Annotated in this window: 18 protein-coding genes; 10 read left to right on the top strand and 8 right to left on the bottom strand. The window is 67.7% G+C overall.

The features are described 5' to 3' along the window. Window positions 1-194 precede the first annotated feature (194 nt). Window positions 195-410, top strand: a complete 216-nt coding sequence (locus AB0B45_RS33150) for a hypothetical protein (RefSeq protein ID WP_358138596.1) — start codon at window positions 195-197, stop codon at window positions 408-410. Window positions 411-664: 254 nt separating this feature from the next. Here the strand turns inward: AB0B45_RS33150 and AB0B45_RS33145 are convergent, their stop codons facing one another. The 4 genes from AB0B45_RS33145 to AB0B45_RS33130 all read right to left on the bottom strand — a co-directional run bounded on the left by AB0B45_RS33145 (window position 665) and on the right by AB0B45_RS33130 (window position 3,645). Further along, a complete protein-coding gene (locus tag AB0B45_RS33145; protein ID WP_358138594.1) occupies window positions 665-1,501 on the bottom strand; it encodes an SDR family NAD(P)-dependent oxidoreductase in 837 nt (278 codons plus the stop codon). 80 nt (window positions 1,502-1,581) lie between these two features. After that, window positions 1,582-2,421 carry an NAD(P)H-binding protein gene (locus tag AB0B45_RS33140; RefSeq protein WP_358138593.1) on the bottom strand — a complete coding sequence of 280 codons (840 nt, stop codon included), beginning with the start codon at window positions 2,419-2,421 and terminating at the stop codon, window positions 1,582-1,584. Between the two features lie 167 nt (window positions 2,422-2,588). Then, window positions 2,589-3,131, bottom strand: a complete 543-nt coding sequence (locus AB0B45_RS33135; RefSeq protein ID WP_358138592.1) for a YceI family protein — start codon at window positions 3,129-3,131, stop codon at window positions 2,589-2,591. Between the two features lies 1 nt (window position 3,132). Further along, entirely contained in the window at window positions 3,133-3,645 is a 513-nt protein-coding gene (locus AB0B45_RS33130; RefSeq protein WP_358138590.1) for a nuclear transport factor 2 family protein, read from the bottom strand. Between the two features lie 81 nt (window positions 3,646-3,726). Between AB0B45_RS33130 and AB0B45_RS33125 the strand changes: the two genes are divergently transcribed. Then, window positions 3,727-4,722: a LysR substrate-binding domain-containing protein gene (locus AB0B45_RS33125; RefSeq protein WP_358138612.1), complete on the top strand. Its 996-nt coding sequence runs from the start codon at window positions 3,727-3,729 to the stop codon at window positions 4,720-4,722. Between the two features lie 412 nt (window positions 4,723-5,134). Beyond that, window positions 5,135-5,377 (top strand): hypothetical protein, encoded by a 243-nt coding sequence (locus AB0B45_RS33120; protein ID WP_358138588.1) that lies wholly within the window; start codon window positions 5,135-5,137, stop codon window positions 5,375-5,377. Between the two features lie 203 nt (window positions 5,378-5,580). Here AB0B45_RS33120 and AB0B45_RS33115 read toward each other — a convergent pair whose 3' ends face one another. Together AB0B45_RS33115 and AB0B45_RS33110 are read right to left on the bottom strand one after the other, a co-directional pair. Further along, window positions 5,581-6,270 (bottom strand): maleylpyruvate isomerase family mycothiol-dependent enzyme, encoded by a 690-nt coding sequence (locus AB0B45_RS33115; RefSeq protein ID WP_358138586.1) that lies wholly within the window; start codon window positions 6,268-6,270, stop codon window positions 5,581-5,583. A 269-nt stretch (window positions 6,271-6,539) separates the two neighbouring features. Next, window positions 6,540-6,719: a hypothetical protein gene (locus AB0B45_RS33110; protein ID WP_358138610.1), complete on the bottom strand. Its 180-nt coding sequence runs from the start codon at window positions 6,717-6,719 to the stop codon at window positions 6,540-6,542. Window positions 6,720-6,774: 55 nt separating this feature from the next. On the opposite strand from AB0B45_RS33110, the gene AB0B45_RS33105 reads away from it, so the two are divergent. Then, window positions 6,775-7,077 carry a hypothetical protein gene (locus tag AB0B45_RS33105; RefSeq protein WP_358138585.1) on the top strand — a complete coding sequence of 101 codons (303 nt, stop codon included), beginning with the start codon at window positions 6,775-6,777 and terminating at the stop codon, window positions 7,075-7,077. Between the two features lie 30 nt (window positions 7,078-7,107). On the opposite strand, the gene AB0B45_RS33100 is transcribed toward AB0B45_RS33105, so the two are convergent. Then, a complete protein-coding gene (locus AB0B45_RS33100) occupies window positions 7,108-8,067 on the bottom strand; it encodes a maleylpyruvate isomerase N-terminal domain-containing protein (RefSeq protein WP_358138583.1) in 960 nt (319 codons plus the stop codon). Window positions 8,068-8,096: 29 nt separating this feature from the next. Here AB0B45_RS33100 and AB0B45_RS33095 point away from each other — a divergent pair, with 29 nt between their 5' ends. Next, window positions 8,097-8,495, top strand: coding sequence for a zinc-binding dehydrogenase (locus tag AB0B45_RS33095; RefSeq protein ID WP_358138581.1), 399 nt, complete (start codon window positions 8,097-8,099; stop codon window positions 8,493-8,495). Window positions 8,496-8,523: 28 nt separating this feature from the next. Here the strand turns inward: AB0B45_RS33095 and AB0B45_RS33090 are convergent, their stop codons facing one another. Further along, on the bottom strand, window positions 8,524-8,997 hold the full coding sequence (locus AB0B45_RS33090) for a MarR family transcriptional regulator (protein WP_358138579.1): 474 nt from the start codon (window positions 8,995-8,997) through the stop codon (window positions 8,524-8,526). 316 nt (window positions 8,998-9,313) lie between these two features. On the opposite strand from AB0B45_RS33090, the gene AB0B45_RS33085 reads away from it, so the two are divergent. The 5 genes from AB0B45_RS33085 to AB0B45_RS33065 all read left to right on the top strand — a co-directional run bounded on the left by AB0B45_RS33085 (window position 9,314) and on the right by AB0B45_RS33065 (window position 15,507). After that, complete coding sequence (locus AB0B45_RS33085) at window positions 9,314-10,018, top strand: class III extradiol ring-cleavage dioxygenase (RefSeq protein ID WP_358138608.1); 705 nt, start codon at window positions 9,314-9,316, stop codon at window positions 10,016-10,018. Between the two features lie 79 nt (window positions 10,019-10,097). Beyond that, window positions 10,098-11,033, top strand: coding sequence for an NADP-dependent oxidoreductase (locus AB0B45_RS33080; protein ID WP_358138578.1), 936 nt, complete (start codon window positions 10,098-10,100; stop codon window positions 11,031-11,033). A gap of 1,041 nt (window positions 11,034-12,074) precedes the next feature. After that, on the top strand, window positions 12,075-13,229 hold the full coding sequence (locus tag AB0B45_RS33075; protein WP_358138577.1) for an ATP-grasp domain-containing protein: 1,155 nt from the start codon (window positions 12,075-12,077) through the stop codon (window positions 13,227-13,229). Further along, entirely contained in the window at window positions 13,229-14,383 is a 1,155-nt protein-coding gene (locus AB0B45_RS33070) for a hypothetical protein (protein ID WP_358138575.1), read from the top strand. The genes AB0B45_RS33075 and AB0B45_RS33070 overlap by 1 nt, the downstream gene beginning before the upstream one ends. Further along, window positions 14,380-15,507, top strand: a complete 1,128-nt coding sequence (locus AB0B45_RS33065; RefSeq protein ID WP_358138573.1) for an MFS transporter — start codon at window positions 14,380-14,382, stop codon at window positions 15,505-15,507. Before AB0B45_RS33070 ends, AB0B45_RS33065 begins: the two co-directional genes overlap by 4 nt. Window positions 15,508-15,639 lie beyond the last annotated feature (132 nt).

The raw sequence follows: 15,639 nt of genomic DNA, 5'->3' as shown, positions 1-15,639 counted from the left end.
ACGTGGTGATAACCGGTCATGCGGCCAGCGTAGGGACGCGGCCGCTCATTGAGAACGCCGATAATCGCGTGGCAGGCATAATGCTTGCTTATGGATAGGGATTTCCAGATCGCCGACCCGACGTCCAGCTGAGCCAGGACGGGCCGCTGCTCGGCCAGGTCCAGCACGCCTTCCGGCTCTCCGGGCTCATCGTCGTGCCGCGCAACACCGGCCAGCTGTTCGGCTACGAGCGGGGACCCGGCGGGCAGAGTCCGTGGCTGGTGCGCCTCGTCATCCGCCGGCTACACCGCCACAGCCGCTACGTGAGGTGGGAGCAGGTCGAGGTCCTGGAGCGACAGTTACGGCTGGCCGTACGGGCAGCCGACCTCGCCCCGCTCTCCGACCTCTACCAGCCACGACCGGAAGGCTAGTGACGTCAAGCGGACGTCAGCTCAGGGCCTTCTCCAACTAGCCATTATCGCTGAGAATGATCTTGGCGTTGAGCTGGGCGTTAGCGAGTACGGCGACGCGTGGCAGGTGCCAGTGGATGGCGCTCAGTCGATCACGGGGAGGTTACGGCCCCAACCCCTCTCGAGGTGTACGCACGCTCCGGGGTGGGGGCCGTTGTCCTGCTGGAGGGGTTCGCGTGACGTGGTCTGCGCCCTCCCGCAGGCCGGTCGCTGGGTCAGGCAGCCGGGGCGGCGGGGGTGTGTCCGTGCGCCTCCACCGCAAGCTCCTGCCAGTCGGACCAGGCCTTGAGCCGGTCGGCGTAGACCTGCGGCACGATCTGGTTGCCCTGAATGCCGAAGAACACCCGCAGCGGCGGGTTGTCGGAGTCCGCGACCTTGAGCAGTGCCCGGCCCGCGGCGGCCGGGTCGCCGACGTCGAGCGTATGGGCAAACTCGGCGAAGCCCTCACGCAGACCGTCATACAGCGGGTTGGCGTCGGCGTGGACGGCGCCGGCGGCCCCTTCGGTGGCGTAGGAGCCGGGCTCGACCAGGGTCACCTTGATGCCGAAGGCGGCGACTTCTTGGGCGAGGGTTTCGCTCAGGCCTTCCAGGGCCCACTTGGAGGCGACGTATCCGCCGCCGAGGGGGAACACGGTGAGGCCGCCGACCGAGGAGATCTGAATGATGTGCCCGTCGCCCTGTTCGCGCAGGTACGGCAGGGCCGCCTGGACGACCCACACCGCGCCGAACAGGTTGGTCTCCAGCTGGTCGCGCAGTTGATGCTCGGTCAGCTCTTCGACAGCGCCGGACAGGCCATAGCCCGCGTTGTTCACGATGACGTCGAGACGGCCGAAGTGCTCCTTGGCCCGCTTCACGCTCTCGAAGACCGCGGCCCTTTTGGTCACGTCCAGCTCAAGCGGAAGCACCGCGTCGCCGTAGACGGCGACCAAGGCATCAAGGTGTGTGGTGTTGCGGGCGGTCGCGGCCACCTTGTCGCCGCGGGACAGGGCGGCCTCGACGAAATTGCGGCCCAGGCCGCGGGACGAACCAGTGACGAACCAAACCTTGCTCATGATGTCTTCCATTCTTTCGGTGGTGGAGGTTATTCCTGGACTCGGCGATCAGCGGGGGCGGTCTTCCTGTTCCGTCACGGTCAGGTCTGCGGCGGGTTGAATGCCGCCGCGTGGTGGGCGACCCATTGGGCGTAGGTGAACGGCGGTCGCCCGGTGACTTCTTCGACGGTCGGTAGTGTTTGCGCGCTTTTGCCGTCCAGCGTGGCGAGTCCATCAAGGTAGGCGTCGGCCACCGGTGTGGACATTCCGTGGCCGAGCAACTGCTGCCGGAATTGCTCGCGTGGTACCTCCTGGAACCGCACTGGCCGTCCGATCGTCTCCGCGATGATCCGCACGCGGTCGATCTGGGTCAGCGACTGTGGCCCGGTGAGGAGGAAGGCCTCGCCGACCCGTGCGTCGAGAAGGGCGCGGACGGCGACCGCAGCGATATCGCGGGGGTCGATCGGGGGCACTGCGGCATTGCCGTAGACACCGCGTACGACATCACCGTCGGTGATCTGTTGGGCCCAGATGAGATCGTTGGTCATGAAGTAGTCGGGGCGGATGAAGGTCCACGGCAGCCTGGACGCGGCGACGGCTCGTTCGACCTGCAGATGCCCTTCGCCGATCAGCCCAGGCGTTGCGTAGGTGACGGCCGCTGACGACAGCAGTACGACATGTTGCAGGTTGGCCTGCTTGGCCGCGTCTAGGAAGCCGTCGAGGGCGTTGTGGAGGGGGAACAGGAAGGCCCGGTCGATGCCGGTCAGCGCTTCGGGCAGGGTTTCGGGTCGGGTCAGGTCGCCGGCCACGACTTCGACCTGGCCGGGGAACGCGTGGTCGGTGGGGTTGCGGGTGAGGACGCGAACCTTCTCCTCCACCTCCAGCAGTTGGCTGACGATGTTGGCGCCGACGTTTCCGGTGGCACCGGTGACCAGGATCATGATTGATCTCTCCTTCTTCTTGGGGGCCGGTCTTCGGCCCGTGGGCCTTGTTCGGCCACGGGCAGGCCGTTTCTGGCTTGGCCGCCCGGGTGAGGGCGCCAGGGCCCATATGGTCCAGGCCGGTGCATCCCCGGCAGAGGACGTTGTGCCGATGCGGGATGGTCCGGTTAGGGCTGCCGGATTGCGGCGATGTCGAGCTCCAGCGCCACCGTCTTGCTGACCAGGCCGGCGGCGGCGGTCCAGTTCACGCCCCAGTCCTTGCGGTTGATCGTGGCGCTGCCCTTGAGATGGACCCGGAAGTTGCTCGACGGGTCGTGTTCGGTGCTGGTGAGTTCGAGGTTCACAGTGATCGGGTTGGTCACGCCGCGGATGGCCAGGTCACCGGTGAGCTCGAAGGTGGTCTCGTCGACCTGCTTCACCTCTCTCGAGATGAAGGTGATGGTCGGGTGGTCGGCCAGGTTCAGGAACTTGCTGCGCAGGTACTCGTCGCGCTGCCGGTTGTGGGTCTGGATGCTGCCGGCCTGGATCGTGAGCTCGACGCTTGACTTCGACGGGTCGCCGCCGTCCAGGTACGCACCTCCCTTGAACTGGTCGAACCGTCCGCGCACCTTGGGGCCGATGGTGTGCCGGGCAACGAAGCCAATCCGGGTGTGGGCCAGGTCAAGGGTGTAGCCGCCGGTCAGATCGTTGAGCACGATCGTGGTCGTCATGTCACTCCTGGATGTGTGGGAGGAATGAGCCGTTGGGCTCCGAGTTGGTCGTGGGTCGCGCGAAGGGCGCGGGCGCTGCGGGGGGCGGCGAGCCCGCGAGCGGAGTGGGGTCAAGGTATTTGACCTCGTAGACGCGCTCGGTGAATTTCCAGCCCTCGAGGCTGCGCTGGTAGCGGTCGTGGTAGAGGGCGTAGTTCAGATGCGAGCTGCCATCGCGCATCCGCCCGAACTCCTGGATGTAAGCCCGGCCGACCGCGGTGTCGCCGTCGATCTGGATGGTGCCGGGGTGGACGTTCTGCACGAAGAACTCCCAGAGCCCTTGCCCCCACTCGATCGCGGCGCGGATCTCGTCCCGGCCGACGAATTCCTTGCCGATGTGCGGCCACCGCATGGCGGCGTCGGGGGTGAACAGCGATGCGACGCGGTCGTAGTCGCGCATCATCACCGCGTCGGTGAGCTCGGCGCGCAGCGCCTCGATCTCGACGCGGTCGGCGATGGCCTGCATGTTGCTCATCGGTTCCCCTGCCTTATCGATGTGTCAGGTGGTGACGTGTCCAGCATCGGGGCAGGTCAGCGGCGGAACAATGTAAGGTTTGTGGGGCGATCTATAACGTGGGGGCTATGTGTGGAACTACGGGACATCGAGATCTTCTTGACGCTCGCCGAGGAACTGCACTTCGGCCGCACCGCCGAACGGCTACGCGTGTCCCAGGCGCGCGTCAGCCAGGCCATCAGCAAACAAGAACGGCGCATTGGCGCAGCGCTGTTCGACCGCACCAGCCGGCGCGTGAGCCTGACCCCGGTCGGCCGGCGCCTCCGCGAAGATCTGCAGCAGGCCTACGACCTGCTTCAGGAGGGACTGGCCCGCGCCGAAGCAGCAGGCCTGGGCGCGCGCCAGACCCTCCGGCTGGGCGTTTTCGGCCATGCCGGATATGAACTACGCCCGCTCGTCGACGCGTTCCGCGCCCGCTATCCAGGCAGTGACGTCCAGTTCAGCGAGGTCACCGGCGGCGACCCGTTCGCCGCCCTGCGCACCGGCGACGCCGACGCGCACGTGCTGTGGTTGCCGGTGGCCGAACCGGATCTCACCGTCGGCCCCACAGTGCTCAACAGCGGGCGTGTGTTGGCGGTGTCGGCCGACCATCCGCTAGCCGATCGCGGCAGCGCATCCCTGGAAGACCTCGCCGACAACCACGTCGTCGACCTCGGCCCCGGCGCCCCCGAGTACTGGGTCGCGTCCATGGTCCCCATCCGTACGCCGCTCGGCCGCCGCATCCCGCGCGGACCTATCGCGCGCACCTTCCACGAGATCCTTGCCCTGGTCGCCGCCGGACACTGCGTCCACCCGCTGGGCGAAATCGCCGCCCGCTACAACAGCCCTCCCGGCATCGTCTTTGTGCCCATCCGCGACGCCCCCGCCCTTCAGTTCGCCTTGATCTGGCGGTCCACCGCCGACAGCCCCACCATCCATGCACTGGCCCAGACCGCCGCCGACCTCGGCCCCATCTCGCTGAACCAAGCCCACGTGGACACAGCCGACGGGCAGCTTCCAGATGGGGCCATTTCAGACCGTCACACCAGCCCGAATTGATCACCAAGTGGGGCCCTGCGCTGGGGCGAACTGGCTGCACTCCAGCGTCGGACCATCGGCACCACGACCGAACTCAAGGACAGCTCGGTGACCATCGGGCCGCCCAGGTCTGAGGCCGGTAAGCGCCTGGTCAGCGTCCCTCGCCCCAGCCCACCGCATCCATTGAGCGGCCCACCGACAGGACGCCAAATACCGCCAGGTAACTCACGCCACCAAGCCCACAAAATCACATTCGAGGTCACCCCCTCCACCGGCTGAACTTGCCGTCTGGGCTGGCGCTGGGCGGGCCGAGGTCCCGGTAGCAGTCGCCGAAAGTCCACCGAATACAGGTCTGACCGGCGCTGATGCGCCACGGACCTATGGTGGATGGAGAGCGCCATCAAGCCGAATCGGCGTTTCAGAGGAGACCGCGATGAGGGAGCACTTCGTCTGGGTGACGACGCGCCGCATCAAGCCGGGCACGTTGGAGGAGTTCGAAAGGGCATGGCGCCCGGATCCGTACCCGCAGGGTCTGCGCCACGCCTACGCGTACTGGTCCGAGGACCAGCGGGAGATCACCGGAGTGTCGTTCTTGGCGGAGCTGGCGGGAGGCTGCGCTGTGGGGCCAGTGGCAGCACTCCCGCCTTCGTCAACGCGGAAGGCCCGGCTGCCATAGGTATGCGAGCATGCCTTCCGTGGCGGGAGCGGCAGGCGGTCTGGGCCGCCCGCTCGCCGCCGGCTCGGTCTGCGCCCTCGTCGGTACCGGCGGGGACGCAGCTGTCTCCGCAGGCCATGACCCTCAAGGTCTGAATCAGTGGCTCAGGGAAATCGTGGAAGGTGTTGTTGAGGAGTTCGATCGACAGATCGCTCCTTGCCTCTTCAGAGGAAAACGCGAGCAATGTCAAGCCACTTCTGCGCGTCCTCGCCGACTGCCGTGAGGTCAGTCTCGGCTCGGGACCTGCGTTGGGTGACTCGAAGGCAGAAGTCGAGGGCACTGCCCTGAACCCGTTGCATGGCATCTTCTGGGCCCCATACCCAGGATTGGCCGTCGGGACCAGTCAGCTCGACACGGAACGGCTCTGCCGGAGCAGGCAATTGGGCAGCGTAGAACGACAGCTCCCGTCCTACCACTCCTAACGAGGCCACATGCTGGAGCCGACCCGTCGGACGGCGCGAGACACCCAGCGAATCGAAAACGTCCTGCCCGTGAGCCCACGTTTCCATCAGTCGAAGCGGCACCATGAGCGCTGCGGTCAACTGCGAACCGTACCACGGAAACCCATGGTCTAGGGGAAGGTCACGTAGCTCCGCCGCCACCTCGGCTCGACCAGCGCGCCACCGTTCCAGCAGCACCGATCGCGGTTGGGCTGCTCCCGCGGCGGCGTCGAGATCAGCGTATTGGCTGCCTGCGGCTTCCGCCTGCTTCAGCACAGCGTCGAACGCCTCCGGCGTCCGTAGAGCGATGAGAACGTTCGCGTCAGCTCGAGCAGGGTCCCCGGATCCCGTGTTACCCGTACTCCGCTCCGCACACAGATTCGTACGCTGACACCCCGAAAGCTTGTTGGCCATGGGGGCTCCTGAAGACGAGTACGACCCCTCTCGGCGGGCGCTGGCGAGCTGGAGGAGGAGCGCCTTCTTGCCGGGTACCTGCGCGATTCCCGCGGACTCGGAGACTGCGGGAGAGGGTGCGGAGGCTGTCGCGGGGACGATCAGCGGCGGCGCAGTGACGGGTCGAGCAGCGCGGGCGGGGTGTCGTTCCTTTCGTGTGCAGCGAGGTCGATGCCGGGGGCGTCGATGGTGTTCCGCTCGAATATTGGGTTACGGGGTCTGAGCTGCGGTTAGGCGGCGTGGTGGTATTCGCTGATCAAGCCTGCTACGACTGGTTTTCGCCGGACGGTTCGCAGGTCGTTGAGGTGGGTCACGTCCTGGATGGGCTGCGTCGCGGTATCCGGGGGCCGTTGTTGCCGGGACTGGTGCGGCCGGTGCCCGTTGTAGTGGCTCAAGTACTCGCGAAGCATGAGGGTCAGGTGGCGTTCGCTGAGGATCACGGTCCGGTCCAGGAGCTCGCGGCGCATGATCGAGCGGACAGGACAACGACAGCGCTGCCGCCTAACCTGCCGTCCCGCGCAGACACTGCTCACCCCGGAGATCCGCCGCCGCCTCGGTGTCGCGCCGGACGGCGAGCACGACCTGCGCGCCGACGCGATCGTCGCCCGCGTGCTCACCTGCCTTGACGTCGCAGGCGAGGCGTGGACCAGGAGTGATGGCAGTCAGTCGCTGGAAGACCTGGTCCGCGCCTGCGCTGACCTCCTCATCGGTGAGGTCTCCACGCGCCATGACGACGGTCTACCAGGACCGCAACTCCAAGCGCAGTGAATCTCTCTGATTCCAACTCTGTACAGGCCCTTAGTAGCCGGGGAAGACCTTGCGCAGAAGGTCGAGGTCGGCGGCGCCTGTGGTGGCGACGTCCTCGGGGGTGTGGGAAGGTCCGAGCCGTCCCGCCACGAGTCGCAGCCACGCCTCGGCGGGCAGCGTGAGCGTGCCGTCGGGTTCGTCGGGAACGTCGAAGTCCACGCTGATCCGATCCTTCAGGAGCAGTGCGAAGACCGACGCGGGCTCGCTCGTGGTGACTGCGACGACCGCCTTGGCGCCGCCGAGCGGGTCTGGTTTGCCGATCCAGCCGGTCAGGTCGGGTTCCTGGTGCAGGAGGTGCTCCGCGATGCCGGGGGTCAGCGTCGCGTGTTCGTCGAAGCCCGCACGAACGTCCCACGAGTGCAGGGCCAGCTCGCTGAGCAGCAGCCGGGCCGCGGTGGCCACGTCCACCGGCGCGGGGAGAAGGCCGACGTCGAGGCGCAGGTTCTCGCGGGTGGGGGCGTCCAGCGACTCATAGAGCGCGACCAGATCCTCGGCGGTACGGGTGAAAGCGTCGGCGCGCTGCCTGCGCGTCATGCCGTTCCAGGTCGCCCAGATGGCCTCCATGTCGCCGCGCTCGGGCTTCGATCCTTCGCCCAAGGAGGCCAGGAGGGCGGCCCGCCTGATCTTGGCGCCGCTACCCAGGTGGCTGAGCACCTGGGAGATGTCCCATTCGGCCGCGCGGAAGATCGCGTGAAGTCGTTCGACGTCCTGGTCGACATGGCGAACTCGCCCGGCACGTCTCAGCGCGGCCCGCAGTTGCCCGCGGGTGAGGACGGCGGCGCGGGCGGGAGTAGGCGCCAGCGCGAGGATGACTCGAGCCTCGGCCCTGGTGACGCCGCCGTTGCGCAGGTGCGCAAACGCCGCCAGGCCGGCGGCGAAGTAGTCGTGCAGCAGCGACCGGATCCGCTGGCCGAGCTGGATGCGGTCCCAGACCGCTGGGGCATCTCGCACTACAACTGGCCAAATGGAAGGGGGCGCGGGTGATCGCGGTGGCATCCGGCGCGCACGAGTCGTTCCTGCGCGAACTCGGCGCAGATGAGTTCATCGACTACACCAAGAGCCGTCCCGAGGAACTCGCGCGCGACGTCGACCTCGTCCTCGACGCCGTCGGCGGCCCTGCCAGCAGCCGCTTCCTGCGCACGCTCAAGCCCGGTGGCGACCTGTTCCCGGTGTTCTTCGGCACCTACGACGACGAAGAGATCGCGAAGCTCGGCGTCACGGTCTCGGGTACACAGGTCCGCTCGAACGGCGCGCAGCTCGCCGTACTGCGACGCCTGCTCGACGCCGGCACGCGGCCGCACGCACCGGCCAGGTCGCTTGCCGAGCCGGACGCCGCTCGGGCTCGGCAAGACGCAGTCCTTCCTGTGCGACACCACTGAGGACGAAGCTGCTCGGATGGAACGGCGCTCAGCCTCCTTCGAGTTCGCGGCGAACGGTTGCGGCGATGCGGGTAAGCGCGGCACCGAGGTGGCGGCGCTGAGCGGCGCTGAGCGGATCGAACACGAGCCGCTTCACCTGCGCGACGTGTTCCGGTGCGCTCTCGACGAGCTTTTGCCGGCCGGTGTCGGTCAGGGTGGCGAGGGTGTATCGGCCGTCGCCGGTGTCGGGTCGGCGCGCGACCCAGTCGCGGGATTCGAAGCGGTCCATCACCTTCGACAGGCGCGGCTGGGTGCTGTCGCATTCCCGGGCCAGGTCGCTGAGCCGCATCGTGGCCTCCTCGGCCATGGACAGCCGGGCCAGAACCCCGTACTCGAAGTTGGAGATGCCCGCCTCTCGCTGCAACTGGCGGTCGAGCGCAGCAGGGAGGGCGATGACGACGGTGAGCAGCGCCTGCCACAGGTCCTGCTGGTCGTCGTCGAGCCAGGGTGACTGGGTGTCCATGAGCACCATCATACTTGCCCAGGAAACTCGCTTCATTTGCCTGGACAACTCTTCTTACTTGCCTGGGCAACTCACAATAGGTTACCTTTCACTTGCCCAAGCAAGTAAAAGTGCTTGCCTTGGCAAGTGAAGGAGCTGCCGATGACCACCACGAACCGCCCGACCTTCCCCTTGCCGTCACGCACACCGGCCGCGGCGTACGACGACCTCCTCGCCCGGGTCCTGCCACAGGCGCGCGAGCAGCGAGTGTGGAACCCCTCCGACGGTCCCCTGCCCAGCCTCTTCGTCAGCCACGGCGCCCCGTTCACCCTCGACGATCCGCACTGGCTCAGCGACCTGTTCGACTGGGCCCAGTCGATGCCCAAACCCCGGGCCATCGTCGTCATCTCGGCCCACTGGGAACGGGCACCGGCCGCGATATCCGCAGCCGCGGCCGGGCACCCCGCTCCTCTACGATTTCAGCGGCTTCCACCCCCGCTACAAGACCCTTCCCTACGCGACTCCGGACGCCAGCGACCTGGCCCGGCGACTCACGGGTCTGCTGGGCCGCACGCCAGTGCACCAGTTCGCCGACCGCGGCCTGGACCACGGCGCCTTCATCCCGCTCATGGCCATGTACCCCGCGGCTGACGTCCCAGTCGTGCAGCTGTCGATGCCCAGCCTCGACCCCAGCGCTCTGCTCGAGCTCGGGGCACGCCTGCGGCCCCTACGCGAAGAAGGCATTCTCGTCCTCGGCTCGGGCTTCATGACACACAGCTTCGCCGTCTTCCGCCAGCCGGAACTCGCCGCCGACACCACGGCCTTCGACGCATGGGCCGTTGACGCCCTCGCCCAGGGCGACGCCGACGCCCTCACCGACTACCGCAACAAAGCACCCGGCGCCGCGGTCGCCCATCCGACGGCCGACCACTTCGTCCCGCTGCTGCTCACCGTCGGCGCCGCGAAGGACCCCGGCAGCGCCGTGAGCGCCATCGACCGCATGGTGATGGGCAACTCCATCCGGTCAGTGCAGCTGACCTGAGCACCTCGACATGCCCCACCTTCCGCCTGATCGCCTCATTCCTTGGCGGCGGCATCACTACACCCTGGAGGAAAGTGCCATGAAGGCCATGCGTTTCCACGAGTACGGCAGCAGCCAGGTCCTGCGCTACGAGGACGTCGACCGTCCGGTCCCCGGCGCCGGGCAGGTGCTGGTGCGGGTGGCTGCCACGTCGTTCAACCCGGTCGACGACCACATCCGCGCCGGTGCCCTGGCCGAGATGATCCCGATCACTCTCCCGTACGTGCCAGGGATCGACCTGGCGGGCACCGTCGCTGAACTCGGTGCGGACGTGACGGGCCTGGAAGTCGGCGACAGGGTCGTGGCGATGCTGCCCCTCGACTCCGCGGGCGCCGCCGCCGAGTACGTGCTCGCCTCGGCCGACTCCCTGGCCCCGGCGCCCCAGACCACCGAGCTGGTCGCCGCCGCAGCGCTGCCACTGACCGGCCTGGCGGCCTGGCAGACGACCTTCGAGCTCGCCGAGCTCAAGCCCGGTCAAAGCGTCCTGGTCAACGGGGCGGGCGGCGCGGTCGGCAGCCTCGTGGTGCAACTCGCCGTCGACGCGGGAGCATACGTAACCGCAGTGGACGCGCCGCAGCACGCCGACCGCCTTCGGAGCTACGGCGCGGACCGGGTCGACGGCCCCCTCGCCCTCGCCGCGGGCCCGGCCGCCGCGGGTGGCCCGTTCCAGGTCGTGGTGAACCACGTGCGCGTCTCCCCGCAGGAGCTCGCGCAGCTGACGAACTACGTCGCCGACGGCGGGGTCGCCGCCAGCACAGCCGGCCCGATTCCCGAGGACCCCGCCCGAGGGGTACGCAGCGCGAGCCTGTGGGTCCGCAGCGACCGCGACCAGCTGACCGAGCTGGTCGCCAAGGTGGACGCCGGCAAGCTCCGCCTCCACATCGCCGCCCACCGCCCGGTGGCCGAGCTGGCCACCGTCCATGAGGACGCCGGCGCCGGACGGCTCCCCGGCAAGACGGTCCTGCTCGCTCCCTGATCACGCCCTGACCGCACTCGACTGGGCCGACCTGCTCGCGTCGATACACGATCCGTACACGCGAGCAACCAAACATGATCAACAACTCGCGCGGAGGGTCTGGAGAATCGTGAAACCCCAGGTCAAGCACGGTATGGAAGAGTAGGGCGGGTGGGACTTGAACCCACGACCCACGGATTATGCGTGCGTTTTATAAATGCCGCTGGATCCTATGGAGGGCCGCTTTCCATCACTCCAGACGGGATTATCCTCGCCGAAGTGCCGGGTGGTGCCAATACGTGTCGGGCCGTATCGCATACACGCGAGCAACCATCGAGCAATCATGCGTTCTTGACCATCAGCATTATGTGCTATTTGTCCACATCCAGTTGAGTGCTTCATAACCGCGCGGGGTCAGGATTGCTGTGGTGAGGCCCGGAATTCATGGCAGATCTAACGCGTACGAGCAATCGACACGCCCTTGTCTCTTACGTTTGGCTCGGCCCGGCAACGTCCGTGTCCTGCGGCGAGATCAAGTTGGTGGTCTCATTCACGAGCATTCGCAGGTCGCGAGTGCCGAAACGGGTTTCGGCACTCGCAGGCGCAGAACCCGCCAGCTGCTCTAGAAGCGGATACGGCGCTGAGGAAGGAGAGTGCTTTAAGGATAAGAAGGGGAACTATGAGGTCGTCGACTGCACATCGCCCGACGCAGACAGGAAAATACTGAAAATCTTGCGAGGCCCGTCGCTCAGCATTACCGCCCCAACGGCACCCACGCCATGCGGGAATACGATGGCGAGGGCCGCTGTATCGGGACGCCATGACAGGTCGGACGACGCGGACCGGGCATCACTTGCCAGCCTCCCGTCGACCACCTTGGACCACGTGCTAGATGTAAACAGGATTGGATGACTACATAATCATAAGAAGCCTCAGGTGGAGGTGGTAGGGCGCCCGGGGCTCGAACCCGGGACCTACGGATAAAGAGGGCACGCGGGATTGACGAATGATTGACGCGGACAGCCATGAAACGTTGATAGCCACGGTGCAGTGTCCGTGACCATGCGTGTTCTGATGATTAACCGGCGGACAGACGAGTTCTCGGCCTACGACCGGCACCTTGACCACGACGTACACCAAGTGATGTATGTCACCACGCCCGGCTGGAAGGCGCCCGAGGGTGCGTCCCAGGTGCTGCGCCTGCCCGACTTGGACGACCACGACGCCGTCGTCCGGGCAGCGGTGGAACTGGGCGACTTGGACGCGGTGCTGGCCTTGTCGGAAATGGACTTGCTGACGGCGGCACGGATCCGCGAACTGCTGAACGTTCCCGGGCCCCGCTGCCACGATCTTGTGAAATTTCGTGACAAACCGGCGATGAAGACGGCAGTCGCGGCGGCGGGGCTCCGCGTCCCCCGCTTCGAGGTGGTCTCCTCGGCCGGGGATGTCGCCCGCTTCCAGGCCGAGATCGGCGCCGACGTGATCACCAAGCCGCGCTCGGGCGCCGGCAGCGAAGGTTGCCAGGTCATCCGGCGCGGACAGGACCCGGCCGGCCTTCTCGCCGGCGTCGACTTCGCTGACCTGGAGGTGGAGGAGTTCGTCACCGGGCCGATCTGGCACGTCGACGGCCTCGTGCAACGCGGCTGCGTGACCTTCGCCAAAGCCTCAGCCTACATCGGCACGTGCTACGACTTCCTGCGCGGGGCGCCCATCGCCTCTATTACCAGGTCGGACGCGATGGCCGATGACATGTCCTGCTTCGCCGAGCAGTGCGTGAAGGCTCTGGAGCTGACCGACGGCGCCTTCCATCTGGAGGCGGTCGAAACCCCGGACGGTCCCGTCTTCCTGGAAGTCGGTGCCAGGGTAGGCGGTGGCCCGGTGGTGCGGATGATCCACGCCGGGCACGGCCTCGACCTCATCGAGGCGTGGATGGCGATCCAGCTGGGAGTGGTTCCCGCCGCCGAGGTCCGCGCGGACGCCTCAGGTGCCCTTTTGTTCCCGGGAACCCCGGGTGCCAGAGTGGCCGCCACCACCAGCCTGAACGGCCGGCTGCCCGCTCTCCACCACGAGGAGCTGGCACCGGTCGGGTACGAGTTCACCGGCCAACCCGACCTCGACCTGGCGGCCGCCTACTACTTCACGGCCGCCACAGACCAAGAGGTACGGCAGGCGATCGCGCAGGCTGCCGAGCTCGTCGATCTGCGGCTGGAGGCGTGATGAGGATTCTGGTCGTCAACCGCTGGACCGACGCGTTCGCCAGCTACGGGCGGCACATCGACCACCAGCTGCACCATGTGGCCTACGTGACCGTCCCCGGCTGGGAGGCGCCCCCGGATGCCCGCCACGTGGTCGTGCTGCCCGACCTGAACAAGGTGGACTCGGTCGTCCAGGCGGCCAGGCGGTGCGCCGCCGAACTGGGCGGCGTGGACCGGGTGCTGGCCTTCTCCGAGGCCGACCTGCTGACCGGCGGGTTGATCCGCGACGTGCTCGGTGTCCCCGGCCTTGGCCGGCACGATCTCCAGCGGTTTCGCGACAAACCAGCGATGAAGGCCGAGATCGCCGCCGCCGGGCTGGCCGTACCCGCGTTTCAGATCGTCGGCTCGGCCGACGAGGTGGCCGCGTTCGCGACCCGAACCACCGCAGACGTCATCGTCAAGCCGCGCGCCGGGATGGGAAGCTGGGGAACCCAGGTGATCCCCAAGGGGCAAGCGGTGCCCGTCGCGGAGTTCGACGACGTGGAGGTCGAGGAGTTCGTCACCGGGCCCATCTGGCACGTCGACGGCGTGGTGCGGCACGGCTCACTGTCCTTCGTCAAGCCGTCCCGTTACATAGGCACCTGCTACGACTTCCACCGTGGGCAGCCGCTCGCCTCACTGACCGAATCCGGGCCCGAGGCGGAGGAGATGGTCCGCTTCACCGAGCTCTGCCTCAAGGCGCTCGACCTGACGGACGGACTGTTCCACCTGGAGATCATCGCCGCACCCACGGGGCCCGTCTTCCTTGAAGTCGGTGCCCGCGTGGGCGGCGGCCCGACCCCCGATCTGTTCCTGGACGAGTACGGGATCGACCTGGTCGAGGAGTGGATCAAGATTGAACTCGGTCTACCGGTCTCGCTCCCGCGCGAGCACGCCGGGCATGTGGGCTACCTGGAGCTACCCGGCACGCCGGGAGCCGAGGTCGCCAAGGTGACGAGCCTGCTCGGCAAGATCCCCGGCCTGTACTTCGAGCGCCTGTCCGCGCCCGGCCACGTGTTCACCGGCTCACCCGATGTGGACATCGCCGCGACCTACCACTTCCGCGGGACCTCGCCCGCTCTGGTGCGCCAGGCCATCGAGGCGAGCCTGCCCCTGGCCCGGGTGAGCCTCAGATGACGCTGCTCATCTTGCTGATGGCGGGTGGCAACGTGGGCTACAGCGCGCTCTTCCCCGTCCTCGGCGAGGCGCAGAAGGGGCTGGGCCTGGACGCCGGCCTGCTCGCGCTCTTCCTGTCGGTATACGCGGTGGCGATGCTGCTGTTCGGCCCGGCGGGCGGCTGGCTCACCGACCGGTACGGCGCCGCCCGGACGTTGCCGCTGGCCGTACTCACCGCGGCGACGGGCATGGCCTTGGTCGCCGTGGCCGACGGCCCGATGCTCGCCATCGCGGGGCGGGTGTTGTGGGGGGTAGGCGCCGGTCTGCAGATCGCCCCCTACAACCAGCTCGCGGCCGCCCTGGCCGCCCGCTCCGGCGTCCCCGCCGCCCGCGTCTTCTCCGTGACCGGCGCGGCCCTCATGGTCGCCCTCGGACTCGGCCCCCTGCTCGCCGGCCTCCTGCACCCGCTGATGTCCTTCCGCGGCATCCTCGGCGTCGTCGCCGTCTTCACCGCCCTGGCATCCCTGGTCGGCTGGTACGGCTTGCGCGCGATCAGCACGGCACCGGACGAGCAGGAGCCGGACGACGGGCCACGGAGCTGGCTCGGCAGCGTGATCCTCTTCGGCGGCTTCGACCTGCTCATCGTCACGGTCGAGACCAGCTTGGAGCCCCTGGTGCCACTCACCCTGGGCACACCTGCCGAGGCGTCCTTCGTCCTGACCATCGGAACAGTCGCCTACGTTGCCGGAGTGCTCGGCGGCGGCCGCCTCCCCCCGCGTTTCCTGCGCCCCGGCTGGGGAGTTTGCACGATGCTCGCCGGAGCCGCCCTCATGACCCTCATGCCGGGAACACCCGCCTTCGTCCTGCTCAACCTCTGCCTGGCACACGGCTATCTGATGGTCAGGGACGGCATGAGCCGGGATCCCGCGGTCTCGGGGCGGGCCTGGGGGACGTTCGGGGTATTCTCCGGGGCCGGTGTGATGCTTGGACCAGTCCTCGGGGTGGCCGTGCACAGCCAGACACCGGACGGGGCCTTCGTGCTGGTCGCCGTGATGATGGCGGCCGGGGCGGGGATGTTCGGCCTGGGCGCGTTCATGCGGCCGCGAAGAGGGGCCCACGGGCGGGCGCGAGAACACGCCAGGTGACGGCGTCGAACTCGCCGCTGGTCCGAATCCAGGCGTTCACCGCGTTCGGATGAGCCGGAAGCGGGCAAGTCCGCTCTCACCCCAGCAGACGGAGTCGTTGAGCAGCCGGATGCCGCTGGCCGACATTGAGGA

Origin of the sequence: Nonomuraea sp. NPDC049152 (assembly GCF_040648355.1) — a bacterium.
Classification (GTDB): domain Bacteria; phylum Actinomycetota; class Actinomycetes; order Streptosporangiales; family Streptosporangiaceae; genus Nonomuraea.
Note: the sequence above shows the minus strand (reverse complement) of the source record. Positions and strands in the feature narration are given on the sequence as shown.